Annotated in this window: 19 protein-coding genes; 9 read left to right on the top strand and 10 right to left on the bottom strand. The window is 64.3% G+C overall.

All coding sequences use genetic code 11. From position 1 onward, the window contains the following. Positions 1-2 precede the first annotated feature (2 nt). From D3880_RS15955 to D3880_RS15945, 3 genes are read right to left on the bottom strand one after another with little or no spacing between them, the layout of a single operon-like run. Positions 3-572: a peptidylprolyl isomerase gene (locus D3880_RS15955; protein ID WP_119894412.1), complete on the bottom strand. Its 570-nt coding sequence runs from the start codon at positions 570-572 to the stop codon at positions 3-5. A 15-nt stretch (positions 573-587) separates the two neighbouring features. Beyond that, on the bottom strand, positions 588-1,388 hold the full coding sequence (locus tag D3880_RS15950; RefSeq protein ID WP_119894411.1) for an alpha/beta fold hydrolase: 801 nt from the start codon (positions 1,386-1,388) through the stop codon (positions 588-590). A gap of 19 nt (positions 1,389-1,407) precedes the next feature. Continuing rightward, positions 1,408-2,334: a LysR family transcriptional regulator gene (locus D3880_RS15945; RefSeq protein WP_119894410.1), complete on the bottom strand. Its 927-nt coding sequence runs from the start codon at positions 2,332-2,334 to the stop codon at positions 1,408-1,410. A 381-nt stretch (positions 2,335-2,715) separates the two neighbouring features. On the opposite strand from D3880_RS15945, the gene D3880_RS15940 reads away from it, so the two are divergent. The 4 genes from D3880_RS15940 to rarD all read left to right on the top strand — a co-directional run bounded on the left by D3880_RS15940 (position 2,716) and on the right by rarD (position 5,349). Continuing rightward, on the top strand, positions 2,716-3,036 hold the full coding sequence (locus D3880_RS15940; protein WP_119894409.1) for a 3-phosphoglycerate kinase: 321 nt from the start codon (positions 2,716-2,718) through the stop codon (positions 3,034-3,036). Between the two features lie 106 nt (positions 3,037-3,142). Continuing rightward, complete coding sequence (locus D3880_RS15935; RefSeq protein ID WP_119894408.1) at positions 3,143-3,463, top strand: 3-phosphoglycerate kinase; 321 nt, start codon at positions 3,143-3,145, stop codon at positions 3,461-3,463. A gap of 168 nt (positions 3,464-3,631) precedes the next feature. After that, positions 3,632-4,231: an FMN-dependent NADH-azoreductase gene (locus D3880_RS15930; RefSeq protein WP_119895759.1), complete on the top strand. Its 600-nt coding sequence runs from the start codon at positions 3,632-3,634 to the stop codon at positions 4,229-4,231. Positions 4,232-4,452: 221 nt separating this feature from the next. After that, positions 4,453-5,349, top strand: a complete 897-nt coding sequence (rarD, locus tag D3880_RS15925; protein ID WP_119894407.1) for an EamA family transporter RarD — start codon at positions 4,453-4,455, stop codon at positions 5,347-5,349. A gap of 5 nt (positions 5,350-5,354) precedes the next feature. On the opposite strand, the gene D3880_RS15920 is transcribed toward rarD, so the two are convergent. Then, complete coding sequence (locus tag D3880_RS15920) at positions 5,355-5,750, bottom strand: NUDIX hydrolase (protein ID WP_119894406.1); 396 nt, start codon at positions 5,748-5,750, stop codon at positions 5,355-5,357. After that, the gene (locus D3880_RS15915; protein WP_119894405.1) at positions 5,747-6,289 is read right to left on the bottom strand and encodes a dihydrofolate reductase family protein; all 543 of its coding nucleotides are present in this window, start codon (positions 6,287-6,289) and stop codon (positions 5,747-5,749) included. Before D3880_RS15915 ends, D3880_RS15920 begins: the two co-directional genes overlap by 4 nt. 255 nt (positions 6,290-6,544) lie before the next feature. On the opposite strand from D3880_RS15915, the gene D3880_RS15910 reads away from it, so the two are divergent. Beyond that, a complete protein-coding gene (locus D3880_RS15910) occupies positions 6,545-7,894 on the top strand; it encodes a DEAD/DEAH box helicase (protein ID WP_119894404.1) in 1,350 nt (449 codons plus the stop codon). Between the two features lie 368 nt (positions 7,895-8,262). Here the strand turns inward: D3880_RS15910 and egtD are convergent, their stop codons facing one another. Both egtD and egtB read right to left on the bottom strand, forming a co-directional pair. Further along, a complete protein-coding gene (gene egtD, locus D3880_RS15905; RefSeq protein WP_119894403.1) occupies positions 8,263-9,225 on the bottom strand; it encodes an L-histidine N(alpha)-methyltransferase in 963 nt (320 codons plus the stop codon). Between the two features lie 2 nt (positions 9,226-9,227). Continuing rightward, a complete protein-coding gene (gene egtB, locus D3880_RS15900) occupies positions 9,228-10,514 on the bottom strand; it encodes an ergothioneine biosynthesis protein EgtB (RefSeq protein WP_119894402.1) in 1,287 nt (428 codons plus the stop codon). 221 nt (positions 10,515-10,735) lie between these two features. Here egtB and D3880_RS15895 point away from each other — a divergent pair, with 221 nt between their 5' ends. Then, entirely contained in the window at positions 10,736-11,878 is a 1,143-nt protein-coding gene (locus tag D3880_RS15895; RefSeq protein ID WP_119894401.1) for a PQQ-dependent sugar dehydrogenase, read from the top strand. Positions 11,879-11,885: 7 nt separating this feature from the next. Here the strand turns inward: D3880_RS15895 and D3880_RS15890 are convergent, their stop codons facing one another. Continuing rightward, positions 11,886-12,545: a TetR/AcrR family transcriptional regulator gene (locus D3880_RS15890; protein WP_119894400.1), complete on the bottom strand. Its 660-nt coding sequence runs from the start codon at positions 12,543-12,545 to the stop codon at positions 11,886-11,888. A gap of 172 nt (positions 12,546-12,717) precedes the next feature. Here D3880_RS15890 and D3880_RS15885 point away from each other — a divergent pair, with 172 nt between their 5' ends. From D3880_RS15885 to D3880_RS15875, 3 genes are all read left to right on the top strand, one after another. Further along, a complete protein-coding gene (locus tag D3880_RS15885; protein ID WP_119894399.1) occupies positions 12,718-13,815 on the top strand; it encodes a TauD/TfdA family dioxygenase in 1,098 nt (365 codons plus the stop codon). Beyond that, on the top strand, positions 13,808-14,578 hold the full coding sequence (locus tag D3880_RS15880) for a class II aldolase/adducin family protein (RefSeq protein ID WP_119894398.1): 771 nt from the start codon (positions 13,808-13,810) through the stop codon (positions 14,576-14,578). Before D3880_RS15885 ends, D3880_RS15880 begins: the two co-directional genes overlap by 8 nt. Positions 14,579-14,646: 68 nt before the next feature. Continuing rightward, positions 14,647-15,234: an HD domain-containing protein gene (locus D3880_RS15875; RefSeq protein WP_119894397.1), complete on the top strand. Its 588-nt coding sequence runs from the start codon at positions 14,647-14,649 to the stop codon at positions 15,232-15,234. A gap of 52 nt (positions 15,235-15,286) precedes the next feature. Here the strand turns inward: D3880_RS15875 and D3880_RS15870 are convergent, their stop codons facing one another. Continuing rightward, positions 15,287-17,500 (bottom strand): LTA synthase family protein, encoded by a 2,214-nt coding sequence (locus D3880_RS15870; RefSeq protein WP_119894396.1) that lies wholly within the window; start codon positions 17,498-17,500, stop codon positions 15,287-15,289. 179 nt (positions 17,501-17,679) lie between these two features. Continuing rightward, positions 17,680-17,901 (bottom strand): VF530 family protein, encoded by a 222-nt coding sequence (locus tag D3880_RS15865; RefSeq protein ID WP_119894395.1) that lies wholly within the window; start codon positions 17,899-17,901, stop codon positions 17,680-17,682. Positions 17,902-17,957 lie beyond the last annotated feature (56 nt).

Here is a 17,957-nt window from a genome sequence, read left to right as displayed (position 1 = left end):
AATCAAAGCCGTTTGGCCGAGAGAATCAGCACCGGCTGGGCGGGCACGTCGCGCATGCCGGCGCGCAGGGTGGTCGGGGTCTGGGCGATCTTGTCGACCACCTCCATGCCGCGTACCACCTGGCCGAACACCGCATAGCCGAAGTCGCGCGCGCCGTGATCGAGGAAGGCGTTGTCCTTCTGGTTGATGAAGAACTGGCTGGTGGCCGAATCGACCGCCGAGGTACGCGCCATCGCCAAGCTGCCGCGTACATTATGCAGGCCATTGTCGGCTTCGTTCTTGATCGGCGCGCGGGTCGACTTCTCGCTCATGTCGGCGGTGTAGCCGCCGGTTTGCACCATGAAGCCGGGAATCACCCGGTGGAAGATGGTGTTGTCGTAGTGACCGCTGTCCACATAGGCGAGGAAGTTGTTCACCGTGATCGGCGCCTTGGCGGCGTCCAGCTCGACTTCGATTTCGCCGAGGCTGGTGGTCAGCAGCACGTGTGGTTGCTTTTCATTCGATGTGGGGGCAGCCAGCAGGTTGCCGGCGAACAGCAAGGTGCAGGCGGCGAGAGCGAGTTTCTTCAGCATGGGGTGGGGCTCTTTCTAGGGTTGGTAGGCATGTTCGACCTCGGCGAGGAAGTCGAGCAGGGTGGTGTTGAAGCGTTCGGGCTGGTCCAGTGGCGTGGCGTGGCGCGAGTCGGTGATCACCACCAGGCGTGCATTCGGCAGCTCCTGGACGTAGGCCTCCTTCTGCGTGACCGGGGTGTAGTCGTGGTCGGCTGTGACCACCAGAGTGGGACAGGTGATGCGCGCCAGGTGTTCGCGCACACCCCAGCCGATGATGGCGTCGAGGCTGGCGAGATAGGCGCGCTTGTCGTTGCGCGGCCAGCGTCGTTCGATCTTCTCGCGCAGCTCGGCCTGTTCCGGTTTGGGGAACAGCAGACGGCCGAGGCCGCGGCCGATCTGCTCCAGGCTGAGCAGGCGTGAGAGCGTCCAGCGCTGGGCGATCATCAGGTAGTCGCCGGGCTTCTTGGCCTTCACTTCCGGGCCGCTGTTGATGATGGTCAGGCTCTTGAGCAACTGCGGAAAGTCGACGCCGACCTGAAAGCCGATCATCCCGCCCATGGAGATGCCGACCAAGTGCACGCGCTCCAGCTTGAGGTGTTCGACCAGCGCCGCCACGTCTTCGGCGAAGGCGGCGATGCTGTAGCGCTCGCGCGGCTTGGCCGAGCGCCCATGGCCACGGACGTCGAGGACAATGACCCGGTAGTGGCGGCTCAGCACGGGGATTTGGTATTCCCAGTCATGGGTGCTGGAGCCCAGGCCGTGGACCAGCAGCACGGGGGCGCCGCGGCCGTAATCCTCGTAGTGCAGCTGGCAACCCTGGTAGTCGAAGTAGGACATGAGCAGTCTCTCGAGGCGGTCAGGTTGGCGGCAGGGGGGAGGCGAAAGGCGCATCCAGGGGCGCGCCATCGAAGGCCTTGATCAGGTCGACGAGGATCTGCGTCGCCGGCCCGAGCGGCTTGTCCTTGTTCGAGTAAAGATAGAAATGCGGATGGCGGCTGCCACCCCGATCCAGCGGCAGCGGCTTGAGCAGGCCCTCACGCAGCTCGCGCTCGATCAGGTGGCGCGGCAGCCAGGCGAAGCCCAGGCCGTTGCTGACAAAGGTGGCTGCGGTCGCCAGGCTGCCGACTGTCCAGCGTTGCTCGGCGCCGAGCCAGCCAACGTCGCGCGGCTGCTGGCGACCGGAGTCGCGGATCACCATCTGCAGGTGGCTTTCCAGATCCTGGAAGCTGAGCTCCCGTTGCAATAGATGCAGCGGATGCTCGGGATGGGCGACGGCGACAAACTCCACCGTATTCATTTCCAGGCCGAGGTAGCCGGAGATGTTCAGGCTGCTGATGGCCAGGTCGGCGACCCCTTCGAGCAGCACTTCCTCGACCCCGGACAGCACCTCCTCGCGCAGGCGCACGCGGCAGCCGCGGCTCTGTGGCATGAAGGCGCTGAGCGCGCGCATCAGGCGGGCGATCGGGTAGGCGGCATCGACCACCAGACGCACTTCGGCTTCCCAGCCTTGCTCCATGTGGTGGGCGAGGTCTTCCAGCTGGCTGGCCTGCTTCACCAGTTGCCGCGAGCGGCGCAGCAGCACAGCGCCGGCCTCGGTCAGCACCGCCTTGCGCCCATCGATGCGCAACAGCGGCACGCCGAGCTGATCCTGCATGCGCGCCACCGTATAGCTCACCGAGGATTGCGAGCGGTGCAGCGCCTCGGCGGCCTGGGCGAAACCGCCGTGGTCGACCACGGCCTGCAGGGTGCGCCATTGATCCAGGGTCACGCGGGGAGCTTTCATCGCCAGTTCCTCATGTCGGGGGCCTGTAGTGATGCGTGGTCGAAGCAAACAAACCATGGGCGTCGGCTGGCAGCCCCGCTCATGCCTTGGGCGGCGACTCCGGCGGCGCAAACGGCAGAGGGCCCGCCTCGGCCCGGAGTCCCGCGGGTAGGCGCGTTGCAGCCCGGTTCAGATCCTAGGGTGCTTATATCTATAAAACAAATGTATTGATTTGCTTTTTTCAGTTTTAGTGCACTTATCTCGATATTTCTGGGCTTTACGCCCTCGCGCCGGCCGTATGCCCAACATCTTCCGGGCTGGTGCGAGCGGCGTAAAATGGGATCGTCACAGGCCTTCCAGCCGTGATGGACGCTGGACCAGATGCCGTGTCGGAGGTCGATCATGAACAGACTTATTGGTGCCGTGGCGCTGTTAGTGCCGGCGACCGCGCTGGCCACCTTCTTTCCCATCGATGTCACGCCGCACATGAACGGTGCCGACGTGGCTTACCAGGCCACCTCGCTCAAGTTCAATATGGGCGTCATGTCACTGCATAACAAAGGCAAGATGGCGGCGGCCTGCAAGGCGGTGTTCAACATCGGTCCGGAAAATCCGCGGGTGCGCAAGGTCATCCTCGAGCCTGGGGAACAGGCGACGCTGACGGGTAATTTCAAGAGCGAGATCATCCGGATGCGTATCGAGCTGACCTGCAAGCCGAGTTAGCGGTCGGACATCGACAGGTTCCAGCAATGCCGACGGCAAGCTGAAAGGCCTTCATCTGCGCCGGCGCTTGCCCTAAGCTGGCTGCCCCCGGTTGGAGACCTGTCCGATGAATAAGCTGTGTTGTGTGGTGTTCGCTCTACTGCCCGTGGGTGCGTTGGCCGCCACCTATCCCATCGAAGTGGAGAAAAAGCTGAACGGCGCCGAGGTGTCGGCCAGTTCGCAAGCCATCGACGTCAACATGGCCGGCATTGAGCTGTACAACTACGGCAAGGCTGCGGCCGAGTGCAAGGTGGTGTTCCGTAATGGCCCGGAGTCGCCGCGCACCCGCAAGGCCGCCCTCGCTCCAGGCCAGAGTGCGCTGCTGACCAGCAGTTTCAAGAGCCAGGTCATCAAGCTGCGGATCAAAGTCACCTGCAATCCGAAGTAGCACCCATCGCGAGTCCTTGGCGAGTGTTGATCGGGGACTAAAACGGCCACCTGGATAAATCAAATTAGTTGATTGTTCTTAGCGGTTTATTGCGCTTTTTTATCGATATAGGCATGGATAATCTGCGCTCCATCGACACCCACCACTCATTCGATGGAGTCCGCCAGCATGTCCAAGGTCCTCGTGATTGAAAGCAGCGCCCGCCAGCAAGGTTCGATTTCCCGCCAGCTGACCGATGAATTCATCGCCCAGTGGCAAAAGACTCATCCCAACGATGAGGTCAGCGTCCGCGACCTGGCTCAGCAGCCGGTTCCGCATCTGGACGAGGTCCTGCTCGGCGGTTGGATGAAGCCGGCCGACCAGCAGAGCGAAGCGGAGCAGGCCGCGCTGGCACGCTCCAACACCCTGACCGACGAACTGCTGGCCGCCGACGTGCTGGTGCTGGCGGCGCCGATGTACAACTTCGCCATTCCCAGCACCTTGAAGGCCTGGCTGGACCACGTGCTGCGTGCCGGGGTGACTTTCAAATACACCGAAACCGGTCCGCAAGGCCTGCTCAGCGACAAGCGCGCCTATGTGCTGACCGCCCGTGGTGGCATCTATGCCGGCAGCAGCCTGGATCACCAGGAGCCCTACCTGCGCCAGGCACTGGGCTTCATCGGCATTCACGATGTCAGCTTCATCCATGCCGAAGGCCTGAACCTGGGCGCCGAGTTCTTCGAGAAGGGCCTGGCCCAGGCGAAAACCCGCCTGGCCGAAGTCGCCTGATCCGCGATCGCTTGCGCTGACCCGCTGATTCCCTCTTCGCGCCCGAGGCTCCTGGGCGCGCTTGTCCGGCCAACCGGCTCCCCCGGTTGGTCGGCTTTTTTATTTCTCTTCAATGGTCCTTCGGGGTTGGGCTCAGCACTGGGCTCGGGTAAGGTCATCGGCCGTTTTGTGAGAGTCGCCATGCCCCTGCCTTTCTTCCCTGTGCGCCAGCGGAGCCGTTCATGAGATTGTCCGGCCGTGGCGTGAGCTTTTCGCTGGTCGCGTCGGTGCTGTTCGCCCTGATGCCGGGCTATGTGCGCGAGTTGGCGCCACTGGATGGCGTGCAGATCTTCGCCCAGCGCGTGCTCTGGTCGATTCCGGCCGTGCTGTTGTTGGTGATGCTGCTGCGCCAGTGGCCGGTGCTGGCGTCGGTGGCGCAGCGCTTGCGGCGCGAACCATTGTTGCTCGCGGCCTTGCCGTTGGCGGCGCTGCTGATCGGTGTGCAGTGGGGATTGTTCCTCTGGGCGCCGTTGGTGGGGCGCATGCTCGAGGTCTCGCTGGGCTACTTCCTCCTGCCCTTGGTGATGGTGCTGGCCGGCTGGCTGTTCTACGGCGAGCGCCTGCGCCCGCTGCAGCGCCTGGCGGTACTGCTGGCGCTGCTCGGGGTGCTGCACGAGCTGTGGCTGACCCAGGCGTTTTCCTGGCTGACCCTGGTCACCGCGCTGGGTTATCCACCGTATTTCATGCTGCGCCGCTGGATGCGGCTGGATGCCTTGTCTGGCTTCATTCTGGAGATGTTGATGCTGGCGCCGGTGGCGATCTGGCTGATCCTGACTTATGCGCCAGCGGATGCCTTCGGCCAGTCGCCACAGCTCTGGTGGCTGCTACCGGGCCTGGGGCTGCTGGGTACCCTGGCCTTCGCCGCGATGATGGCGGCCAGCCGCCTGCTGCCCATGGGCTTGTTTGGCATTCTCAGCTACGTCGAGCCGGTGTTGCTGTTTGGCGTCGCGGTGCTGGTGTTGGGTGAGGTCTTCGATCCGCGCCAGCTGTGGACCTATGCGCCGATCTGGCTGGCGATCCTGTTGACCGGCTGGGACAGCGTGCGCCTGCTGCGCAAGCAGGCGCGGCAAGGGCTCTGAGGCTCTCAGCCCCAGGTGAGGGCCGGCAGCACGTGATCGCGCAGCAGCGGGGCGAGATTGACAGGCTGCTCGGCGCCGGCTTCGAGCCAGGCCAGTTCCTCGAGTTCCGCCGCGGCCCGCACGGTGTGCGGCAGGTGGACGACGAAGATATCGGCGGCAACCCAGGTGTCCAACTCGTTGGCCGCCGGCGCACGGAAATGGCCGAGCGTTTGAAAGGCCGCATCCTGCAAAGTCAGATCGAGTTCTTCACGCAACTCGCGCTTGAGCGCGCAGAGCGGGGCTTCGCCCGCCTCGCACTTGCCACCCGGGAGCATGAACATGCGCGTGGCGCGCTTGCGCACCAGCAGCAGGCGCTGCTGGTCATCGAATAGACAGGCTGCGGCGATGTGCAGAGTGATCAAGCGGCTTCACTCTGCACGTGGTAATGCAGTTGCACCACGCCGGTGGAGAAGTTGCGCTGGGTGTGCAGGGTGAGCCCGCGTTCCAGGCCGGCGGCGAACATCTTGATGCCGGCGCCGAGCATGTGTGGCACTACGCTGACCACCAATTCGTCGAGCAGCCCGGCGGAGTAGCAGCTACCCGCTAGCGAGCCGCCACCCACCAGCCAGACCCGTTTGCAGCCAAGATCGCCAAGCTTGTTCAGCGCTTCGGCAGGCTTCCAGTGGCAGATATGCACGTCGGCCGTCGCCGCCGGCAATGCCGCGCGGGTGAGGACGATGCAGGTCTTGCCCGGATAGGGCCATTGGTCGGCGTACTTGAGGATGGTCTCGTAGGTCACCCGGCCCATCAGCAGGGCGTCGACGCTTGCATAAAACTCGTTATACCCATGGTCTTCGGCGGAGTCCTCCATGGGTCTTAGCCAATCGACTCGGCCGTCGGGGCGCGCGATATAACCATCGAGGCTGGCGGCGACATAGTAGATCAAGGCGGGTTTGCTCATGCTTGCTTCTCCGGGGGCCATGGCCAGCTGAATCTACCCGCGTTGGAGTCCATGCAAGCGAGAAGGTTTCCTAAAGTAGATCAGGATATTGGCCCGTTTTCTCAGCGTAGCACCGGTCAACGTCAGAATTCTGTTTTTTTTGAGTGAGAATTACTCTTCTCGCCAATCGCTTGGCGTGTGAAGAAAAGCGGCCAATTGCAGCGACAACCGTTACCCTATACAGCTGCTTTTTCCGATTCCGCCGAGGTAACCCCAGTGTTTTCCCAATTCGCCCTGCATGAACGCCTGCTCAAAGCCGTCGCCGAGCTGAACTTCGCCGAGCCGACGCCGGTGCAGACAGCGGCCATTCCTCCTGCGCTGGAGGGGCGTGACCTGCGGGTGATCGCGCAGACCGGCAGCGGCAAGACCGCGGCCTTCGTTTTGCCCATGCTCAACCGCCTGATGGGCGATGCCAAGCCGCGGGTCAATATCCGTGCGTTGATCCTGCTGCCGACCCGCGAGCTGGCGCAGCAGACGCTCAAGCAGGTCGAACTGTTCTCGCAGTTCACCTTCATCAAGTCCGGGCTGATCACCGGCGGCGAGGACTTCAAGGTGCAGGCCGCCATGCTGCGCAAGGTGCCGGACGTGCTGATCGCCACACCGGGACGTCTGCTCGAGCACCTGAACGCCGGTCATCTGGATTTCGAGCAGGTCGAGGTGTTGGTGCTCGACGAGGCCGACCGCATGCTCGACATGGGCTTCGCCGAGGATGTCCAGCGCCTGGCCGGCGAATGCAAACGCGCGCACCAGACCCTGCTGTTCTCCGCCACCAGCGGCGGCGCCGGGCTGCGCGAGATGATCGGGTCCGTGCTGAAGGACCCGCTGCACCTGAAGCTCAACAGCGTCGGCGAGCTCAACGAGGGGACCCGTCAGCAGATCATCACCGCCGACCACGCCTACCATAAAGAGCAACTGGTGGAGTGGCTGCTGAATCACGAGACGTACCAGAAGGCGATCATCTTCACCAACACCCGGGTCCAGGCCGATCGCCTGTACGGCCGGCTGGTGGCCAAGGAATTCAAGGCCTTCGTCCTGCATGGCGACAAGGATCAGAAGGACCGCAAGCTGGCCATCGAGCGCCTCAAGCAGGGCGGCACCAAGGTGCTGGTCGCCACCGACGTCGCCGCCCGCGGCCTGGATGTGGAAGGCCTGGATCTGGTGATCAACTTCGACATGCCGTGCAGCGGCGACGAATACGTGCATCGCATCGGCCGTACCGGACGTGCCGGTGGCGAGGGGCTGGCGGTGTCGCTGATTGGCCATGGCGACTGGAACCTGATGTCGAGCATCGAGCGCTACCTCAAGCAGAACTTCGAGCGCCGCACCATCAAGGAACTCAAAGGCACCTATCAGGGGCCGAAGAAGGTCAAGGCCTCCGGCAAGGCCGCCGGTACCAAGAAGAAAAAGGTCGAGAGCAAAGCCGGCGCCAAGGCCCCGAGCAAGGCTCCAGCCAAGCGCAAACCTGCTCGCCCGAAGAGCGACCAGCCGGCGCTGGTCAGTCAGGACGGCATGGCCCCGCTCAAGCGGCGCAAACCGGCAGCTGGCGCCGGCTCCGCCTCTGAATAAGCCGCGCAAGGCGGGTTGTTGAACCAGTGCGGGGCAGTTCAAGACTGCCCTGCAGCATCTTTCTCTTCAGTTTCATCCGCTGTTGATCTCTTTGAGCCTGTCTCGGATCTGCTGCGCGTCGGCGATACTGCGTTAAAAACAGCCTCGGAATGCTCATTTACAATTCGTAAACTCCGCTTCCTCGGCTGTTTTTGCCTTGTCTCGCTCTAGCTCGCGAGATCCGAGACAGGCTCTTTGGCCCACTGCGGATTCTGTTCGGTGCTCCGGGGCAGCCGCGGCTTCGGCTTCTTCCGGGGCCGGTCCAGGTCGGCAGAGATACGGGCGCAGCAGCGGAAAAGTTCAGATAAATGGGCGAGGCTGGCGTCGAGTCACTCGCGCTCCAGGTAGTGCACGCTGAACAGCTGGCGCGCGTCGCTCCAGCGGGCGATGGCCTTGAAGCCGGCCGCACCGGCCAGGTCGCAGAAGCTTTCCGCGGTGTATTTGTAGGAATTCTCGGTGTGCAGGCTTTCGCCAGCGGCGAAGCCGAACGCCTCGCTTTCGATTCGCACCCGTTGCGCCTGCGGGCTGATCAGGTGCATTTCGATGCGGGACTCGCGTTCGTTGAAGAACGCATGGTGGACGAAACGCTGGGGGTCGATGTCGCTGTCCAGTTCCTGGCGGATGCGTTCGAGCAGGTTGCGATTGAACGCCGCCGTCACCCCGGCCTTGTCGTTATAGGCCGCTTCCAGCACTTGGCGGTCCTTGACCAGATCGACGCCGATCAACAGGCCGCCGCCCCTGGGCAGCAGGTTGTGCAGGTTGCCGAGAAACGTGATGGCCTGCGCGGGGGTGAAATTGCCGATGCTGGAGCCGGGAAAGAACGCCAGTGGGTGGGCGCCGTCGAAGCCGTCGGGCAGTTGCATCGGCTGGGAGAAATCGGCGCAGGCGGCATGCACTTCCAGCCAGGGATAGTCACCGGCCAGGCAGGTGGTGCTGGCGAGCAGGAAGTCCTGGCTGATGTCGATGCCCAGGTAGCTGGCTGGGTGCATGGCCTCCAACAGCAAGCGCACCTTGCGGCTGGCGCCGCTGCCGAGCTCCACCAGACTGGCGTGGTGGCCGGCGATCTCGGCGATGGCGCCGGCGGCCTGGGCGAGGATCGCTTCCTCGGTGCGGGTCGGGTAGTACTCGGGTTGCTGGCAGATCTGTTCGAACAGTTCCGAGCCGCGGCGATCGTAGAAGTGTTTCGGCGAGATCCATTTCGGCTTGGCGGCGAAACCGGCCAGGGCTTCCTCGCGCAGGCTAATGCCGGCGGCCTGCTGGCGTTGATCATGAAAGTGCACGCTGTTGGCCATGCTCAAGCCTCCGTGGCCAGGCGCAGACCGGCGAACTGCCAGCGCATGTGTGGGTAGAAGAAGTTGCGGTAGGTGGCGCGGATGTGTTCGCCGGGCGTGACGCAACAGCCGCCACGCAGGACCATCTGCCCGCTCATGAACTTGCCGTTGTACTCACCGAGGCTGCCGGCCAGCGGGCGGAAGCCGGGGTAGGGGCGGTAGGCGCTGGCGGTCCATTCCCAGACATCGCCGAACAGCTGCTGCAGCGCGCCGGCCTGAGCAGTCGCGGCGACCGGCTGCAGGTAGTCGTTTTCGTAAAAATTGCCTTGCCGTGGAGCGTCGACCGCCGCCACTTCCCACTCGGCCTCCGTGGGCAAGCGCATGCCGGCCCAAGTGGCATAGGCATCGGCCTCGTAGAAGCTGAGGTGGCAGACCGGTGCATGGTGATCCAGCGGGCGCCGGCCGCCGAGGGTGATTTCCTCCCAGCCGCTGTCGCCATGCCGCCAATACAGGGGCGCCTGCCAGCCGAGCTGGTTGATCAGCGTCCAGCCATCGGCCAGCCACAGTTCCGGCCGGGCATAACCGCCGTCCATGATGAAGGCGAGGTATTCGCCGTTGCTGACCGGTCGGCTGGCCAGGCGAAAGGCCTCGACGAACACGCGGTGGCGCGGGCGCTCGCAATCGAAGGCGAAGGCGTCGCCGGCGTGACCGATCTGGCGTAGATCGGCCGGGTAGCTGTGCCAGGTCAGCTTGTTCGATGAGGTGGTCGGCGGCACCGGCAGGTCGTCGCGATAGGCCGGGCACAGCGGGTTCTGCGCGAGGATGTGTTTGATGTCCATGAGCAGCAGTTCCTGATGCTGCTGCTCATGCTGCAGGCCCAGTTCGATGCGCCGATTTATCTCCTCGGCATGCGCGGCTGGCGGCGCGTCGAGCAATTCGCCCAGGCACCGGTCGACGTGGTGCCGATAGGCCAGCACCTCGGCGACCGTCGGTCGTGACAGCAGCCCGCGCTGGGGGCGTGGGAAGGGTGTGCCGTGAGTCTCGTAGTAGGAGTTGAACAGGTGGTCATAGGCCGGGTTCGGCGTCCGGTAACCCGGCAGATAGGGCTTGAGCAGGAAGGCCTCGAAGAACCAGCTGACATGCGCCAGATGCCATTTCGGCGGGCTGACATCGGCCATGCTCTGGATCACCTGGTCCTCCACCGCCAGCGGCGCGCAGATACGCTCGCTGGTGGCGCGCACCTGCTGCAGCCGCGCGAGTAGCGGAGCGAGCGGCGCTGAAGCAGATACAGGGCGTGCCCGGGTACTCATGGCGCTCCTCCTGTGTAGGGTTGTGGAGCCTGGTTTCAAGACCGTCTTGGAAAATGACCGGAGGGCCGCGGCAAGGTTCAGAACAGCTGACCAGGTGGCAAGTATTGAAGGCGATCGTCGAGCCGTCCACGCCGCCCGACACTTCTAGACATGCTTGACTAACAGCCAGGCGCCGGCGGCTCTTGCCTTACCGGCCTTGCGTGATAACCAAGGAGCAGCTCATGTTGAGACATACCTTGTTGAGTCTGGCGACTTTGCTGGGCGCCGGCCTGGCCCAGGCCGAGGTGAGCGAGCACCCGAGCGAACTGGGCCGGGTGACCAGCGAGGTGGTCGCCAGTGGTTTGGAGCACCCTTGGGCGCTGGCTTTTCTGCCCGGTGGCGGGGACATGCTGGTCAGCGAGCGGCCGGGGCGCCTGCGCATCGTCCGTGCCGACGGCGGGCTGTCGAAGCCGTTGGCCGGGGTGCCGCAGGTCTACGCCAAGGGCCAGGGCGGTCTGCTGGATGTGGCGCTGTCGCCGGGCTTCGCCACGGATCGGCTGGTCTACCTGACCTACGCCGAGGGTGGTGGCGACCAGGGCCTGGCGGGCACCACGGTGGGGCGCGGCCGGCTGGCCGATGACGCCAGCCGGCTGGAGGGCTTCCAGGTGATCTTCCGCCAGCAACCGAAACTTTCCAGCGGCATCCACTTCGGTTCGCGCCTGGTGTTCGACCGCAGCGGCCACCTGTTCATCGCCCTTGGCGAGAACAACCAGCGACCGACCGCGCAGGACCTCGACAAACTGCAGGGCAAGGTGGTGCGGATTTTTCCCAACGGCCGGGTGCCGGACGATAACCCCTTCGTCGGCCGCCCGGGCGCCCGCCCGGAGATTTGGTCCTACGGTCATCGCAACCAGCAGGGCGCGGCGCTCAATCCCTGGACCGGCCTGCTCTGGACCCACGAGCACGGGCCGCGCGGCGGCGACGAAGTCAACATCCCGCAGGCCGGCAAGAACTATGGCTGGCCGCTGGCGACCCACGGCATCAACTACTCGCTACTGCCGATCCCAGAGGCCAAGGGCAAGACTGTGCCCGGTACCGAACCGCCGTTATACGTCTGGGAAAAGTCGCCGGCGATCAGCGGCATGGCCTTCTACGATGGCGATCGCTTTCCCGCCTGGCGGCATAGCCTGTTCATCGGTGCGCTGGTCGAGCAGGAGTTGATCCGCCTGCAGCTGGACGGCGACCGGGTGGTGCATGAGGAACGCCTGCTGGAAGGTCTCGACGTGCGCATCCGTGAGGTGCGCCAGGGGCCGGATGGCTATCTCTACCTGCTTACCGACGAGCGCGATGGCGAGCTGCTGAGGGTGGGGCTGGACGCAGAATAGCCGTGCGCTATGGCTGTTCGGTTTCCAGTTCCTGGGTGATGTACTGGTAGAACGAACGAGCCATTTCCTGCTCCAGGCGCCGGTCGTTCAGGTTGTAGATGCCGCCGTGGTTGACCAGGGCGAACACCAGGGTGCCCATCATGATCTGGAAGGCGAAACGGATGCGCAACTCCAGCGCGGGGGAGGAGCCGGCCGGGTGCAGACGGGCAATGCGCGGGACGGCCTGTTCGAGGTAGTCCTGATTCAGCTGCTTGAATGGATCGTCGCCATCGTGCGCGCGCTGGATCAGCGAGGCGCGCAGCACGCCCTCGTGGCGGTAGGCCCACAGGCGGGTGTTGCGGGTGAGCATCTCCAGGGCTTCGCGCAGCCCCCAGGGGCGGGAGTCGAGCAGCTCAATGCGGGCTGCGATGGCGCTGCGCAACTCGGCCAGCACCAGGGTCTGCAGGGCCTTGAAGTAGGACTCCTTGCTGTCGAAGCGGCTGTAGAACGCCCCAGTGGTTACTTTGGCGTGGGCACACAGCTGGTTGATCGTGACCTGGTCCAGTGGGTGCTGACGCAGCAGGCGCCGGCCGGACTCCAACAGCATGCGGGTGGTGCGCAGCCCGCGTGAATAGCGGGGCGCGACGTAGCCGCGGTGGCCTTCGAGCTCGCTCAGGGGTGGTTTCATCGACGGGGATCTTCCTGCTTTCGGAGCGTTGACAAGCTTACCCGGCGTGGCTAGCTTCTCAAAACATAGTTTGGATTATCAATTGATCGTTATGTGATCGATTGGCCGGCTGTGGCAGGCCCAGTCGCGCTCCAGGCGCGCTGAGAACAACAACAATGTCGAGGCCCGTTCGATGAATACCCTGGCATCCCCGCTGTCCGTTTCACCCGCGCTGGAAACCGATTTCGCCCTTCCCGCCGTGCATCCCGCCTTGGGCGCTGAGGTGCGGGTCCAGCTGCACCCGCAAGGCATCCCGCTGTTCGTCACCCCGGCGTCGACGCGGCTGAAGGAAGACTTCGCCGCCTTCCACGCCTGGTTCGTCGCCCACGAGCAGGCGTTCGAAGACTTGCTCAAGGTGTATGGCGCGCTGCGCTTCCGTGGTTTTCCGATCCGCGAAACCGCGGATTTCTCCACCATGATGGCGCACTATCCGAGTGCCGACATGGGCTACAACGGCGGTGGTACGCCGCGTGCGGTGGTGGCTGGCAAGGTGTTCGAGGCGACGCGCTTCGACAAGGAACTGACCCTGCCGCTGCACCAGGAGATGTCCTACCTGCCCGACTGGCCGCTGAAGGTCGCCTTCTATTGCCGGGTCGCGCCATCTTCCGGCGGCGCCACCAACATCGGCGATATCCGTCGCCTGGAGGCGCTGGTGCCGCAACAGCTGTTCGAGCAGGTGCGCCAGCGCGGGGTGCTGTACAAGCGCAACTTCCGCGACGGCCGTCTCCCCACCGATGGCTGGCACTCCTACCTGACCAGCCTGCACCGGCCCTGGCAGCAGGCCTTCTACACCGACGACCCGGCCGAGGCGCAGAGCGCCTGCGAGAAAATGGGTCTGGAATGGCAGTGGCTGGAAGACGGCAGCCTGCAGACCAGCTATCGCAACTCCGGCTTCATCACCCATCCGGTGCTGGGCAGTCGCCACTGGTTCAACCAGATCGCCACCCTGATCCCCTTGCCGAGTGGCAGCCAGGCCTGGAACGCCTTCATCGAGCACTATGGCGAGGACAAGCCGCGGCCGAACGACGTGCAGTACGGCGATGGCACGCGGATTCCACGGGAGTTGGTCGAGGTCCTGCGCCTGGCCTATGCGCAGGCCACCGTTTCCGAGCCCTGGCAGGCCGGCGAGGTGCTGCTGCTGGACAACGTGCTGACTTGCCACGGCCGCGCGCCGTTCGAGGGTACGCGCGACGTGCAGGTGCAACTGATAGGGAGCTGCAGCAATGACTGACCTGCACAAGATCGCCAGCCCCGTCCGCGATCGGGAGGCCCTGGAGTGGCAGGCCCGCGTCGACCTTGCCGCCTGCTATCGGCTGGTCGAACTGTTCGGCTGGAGCGACCTGATCGCCACGCACATCTCCGCACGGGTGCCGGGTACCACTGACGAGTTCCTGATCAATCCGTTCGGCATGACCTTCGACGAGATCCGTGCCTCCGACCTGATCAGGATCGACCTCGACGGCAACCAGATCGGCAACTCGCCGTACAGCGCCAACAAGGCCGGCTTCACCATCCACAGCGCGGTGCATCAGGTGCGCCACGACGCGGCCTGCGTCATCCACCTGCACACCACTGACGGGGTGGCCGTGTCGGCATTGGCCGAGGGGCTGCTGCCGCTGTCGCAGACCGCGATGTTCCTCACCGGCGACGTGGCCTACCACGACTACGAAGGCCCGGCGCTAAACCTGGCGGAGCGCGAACGCCTGCAGCGCGACCTGGGTGGCAAGCACCTGATGATCCTGCGCAACCACGGCACCCTGGCCGTCGGCGCCAGCGTCGCCGAGGCCTTCGTGCGCATGCACATGCTCGAACGTGCCTGCGCCGCGCAGGTGCGGGCGCTGAGCATGGGCCGGCCGCTGAACAAGGCTTCCGACGAAGCGCGCGCCACCACCGAAAGCATGTGCATGACCGGCATGTTCGGCCGCTACGGCCAGCTGGCCTGGCCGGCGCTGCTGCGCAAGCTCGATCGGCAGATGCCCGGCTACGACACCTGAGTACCGGCGTTCTCTCTCCCCGGCCACGGGGAGAGGCATCCCCATAACAACAAGAGAGAGACTCTGTGATGCAGCACGAACGCGCTCAATTTACCCACATGGAAGACGGTACCGCCGAGGACTGGGCAATCATCAGCCGCGAATTCCGCACCCACTACGGCCCCTATCTGCCGGATCGCATCCTCGCCCACCTGCAGCTGCTCGAAGGCGACTGTGGCGGCTTCGCCGTCGACCGCCTGAGCCACTCCCTGCAGACCGCCACCCGCGCCTGGGAGGACGGCCAGGACGAGGAGTACGTAGTCTGCGCCTTGCTCCACGACATCGGCGACACCCTGGGTTCCTACAACCACCCGGACATCGCCGCCGCCATCCTCAAACCCTTCGTCAGCGAGGAGAATCTGTGGATGGTGGAGAAGCACGGCATCGTGCAGAGCTATTACTTCTTCCATCTGCTGGGCAAGGATCGCAACCTGCGCGACCAGTTGCGCGACCACCCGTGCTTCGAGCGCACCGTGGAGTTCTGCGCCAGGTACGACGCGCTAGCCTTCGACCCGGACTACCCGACCAAGCCGCTGGAATTCTTCGAGCCGATGCTGCGCCGCGTGTTCGCCGAGCCGAAGCGTTCGATGTATGTGCCGGCGCTGGGGCGGAAATAGGGGGATCAAGACCGCAACAAAGGGACTCCATTTATTTGCGCGGTACGGCGGATTATTGCGCCAGCGCGCTTTTCTCGGTCTTCTCCAGCTCCAGCAACTCGTCGCCCAGCAGCGGTTCGGTAATCACGCTGAAGTCGGCGATCTCGATGGCGCCACGGCCTTGGCCGAGCAGGTGGAAGGAGAACGCCTTGCGGGTCACCAGGTTGTCGAAACCGAAGCTCAGCTCCAGAGTCTTGCCGGGCTTGAGTGGCGGCAGTTCGGGGACCAGTGCGGCCACATCGCGGTCGAACTCCTTGGTCTTGAGCAAGAGCTTGGCGCCTTGCTTGTCCAGGCGTACCGCGCGGATCTTCAGGTTGACCCGGGTATGGGTGCCTTTCGGCAGCTCCAGGTATTGGGCGCCGATCAGGTTGTCGCTCCAGTCGTTGCCCAGGGTTTCCCTCAGGCGGATGCGCTCGCGGTTGGCGAACTGGTACTGCTGGCCGATCTGCCCGCTGGTCAGGGACTGGTCGAGCTGAGCGGCGCGCAGGGCTACCAGGCGCGCCTGTTTGCCGCGGAAGCGCCCGAGATAGCGGGCCTGGTCGGCGATGAAGCCGTCGCTGGCATAGCGCCGACACACCTGCTGGAAGTTGCACTCGACTAGGGTGCCTTTGCCATCGTGCTCGCGCAGCAGGCCGTTGGTGTAGGAGATGATCTCGCGGCCGCTGGCATAGTCGCGGAACAGCGAGCGGCCGGAGAGGTTGGACGGCACGCTGAAGCCGAAGTAGTCGAGCACCGAGGTGGTCAGGTCGACATGCCCGTACACGCCACGTTTGAATGCCGGCAGTTGAGCTTGCTCGGGCGCCAATACCAGGTTGAAGCCCCAGGCCGAGGCCAGACGCACGTCTTCGACGCCGTGGGATTCGTCCGAGGTGACGATTACCAGGGTGTCCTTCAATACCCCCTGTTTCTCCAGCCCGGCGAGGAAGTCGGCGACGGCATCGTCGAGGTAGCCGATGGCCGCCTGCTTGGCGCTGGGGTAGCGCGCCAGGTACTCGTCGGGCGCGGAGTAGGGCTGGTGGGTGCCGACGGTCAGCAGGGTGAGCATCCATGGCTTCTTCTGCTGACGCAGCTGCTTGACGTAGGTCAGCGCGCCTTCGAAGTAGGCCTTGTCGTCCATGCCCCAGGGGAATTCCAGGTACGGCTTGTTCTTGAACCAGTCGCGGCCGCGGGTCTTGTCGAAGCCGATGTGCGGCATGATCTTGTCTTTGGCCATGAAGCGCAGCCCGGCGCCCTGCAGGAAGTGGGTGCGGAAGCCCTGTTCGCGCAGCTGCGCGGGCAGGCACTGCTGGTTGCGCAGCTCGTTGTTGAGCATCTCCACGCCCTTCGGCGTGCCGCTGTCGAGCTTGTCGTAGTCGCCGCAGAGCATGGAGTACAGGCCGCGAATGGTCTGGTGCGCATGCAGGACATAGTCCGGCGTGCTCATGCTGCGCGTGGCCCACTGGCTGAGGCGGGGCATCAGGTCTTCGTGATAGCTGCTGTTGATTGCCGCGCGGTTGGGGGCGATGTAGGCGCCGGGAATGCCTTCGAGGGTGACGATCAAGACGTTGCGCGCCTTGCCATGCGCCGGCAGCAGGCGGGTGCCGCTGAGGTCAAGCCGGGTCAGGCCGGCGATGTCCGGCGGCAGCTCGGGGGTATCGCCGTCCAGCCAATCTTCCAGCGCCAGTTGGCCGGCATTGAAACCCTCGGCCAGAAGCTTGTGCGGCAGATTGAACTGCTTCCACTGGTCGGCTTCGCTGGGGTTGGCGTACTGACCGCCCGCATGGCTGGCCAGCAGCACGGCCGGCAGAGCATACCAGTAAGCCGGCAGGCGCTTGGCCGCGGGGCGGCGCCAGCCGGTGAGCACGCAGGCCACTATGCCAAGGCCCAGGCTGCATGCCAGCCACAGGTGAGTGATGCCGCCGCCCTCGGTGGAATGGCTGACGAACTGCGGGTCGGTCAGGTATTTGATGTCACCCCATTCGGGCATCCGCCCGACGGCCGATAGCAACTCCGCAGTACCCAGGGTGAACAGGCTCCAGACCAGCATCACCGGCACGGCGAGCAGCAGCGAGCGGTTGTGCAGCAGGAGAATTAGCAAACTGCCGACACCCAGGTCGGACAAATAACCGAAGCCGCCCGACCAGCCCAGCCAATAGCGGCTGGCCAGAGGGATGAGCAGAAAGAGGACGCTGAGGGCCAGTAATGAAGAACCCTGGGGCAGTTGCAACCAACGGCTAGTAGGGCGCACAGGAGCTCCTGAGATTGGGCAGCGAGTATCCGTTGGACAACAGTAATTGCCAGAATTCAGCGACGTGTCATGAGTGTGAAATAACTCTCTGCTAGCCGCCAGTACGCCCGTGCAAAAGAAGCCGGTTAAAGAATGTAAGGAGATGTTTTGCGCCCAGGTATTCGGCGCAGGCGGGAGGGTTACTGAGTCTTGAGTTGGATATACAGCGCTTCGACTTTCTCGCGTGCCCACGGGGTTTTGCGCAGGAATTTCAGGCTGGATTTGATGCTCGGGTCGCTCTGGAAGCAGCGAATCGCGATCAGTTGGCCGAGCCGGGCCCAGCCGTAATGGTCGACCAGGGCGGTGACCACGGCTTCGAGGGTAACGCCGTGCAGAGGGGTTTGGGGCCGTGGGCTGGTCATCGGTCGGGCTCGGAAGGAGGGCTGGCCATTATCGGCCAAGGCGACGGACGCGTCAT

Source organism: Pseudomonas cavernae, assembly GCF_003595175.1.
GTDB lineage: Bacteria > Pseudomonadota > Gammaproteobacteria > Pseudomonadales > Pseudomonadaceae > Aquipseudomonas > Aquipseudomonas cavernae.
Note: the sequence above shows the minus strand (reverse complement) of the source record. Positions and strands in the feature narration are given on the sequence as shown.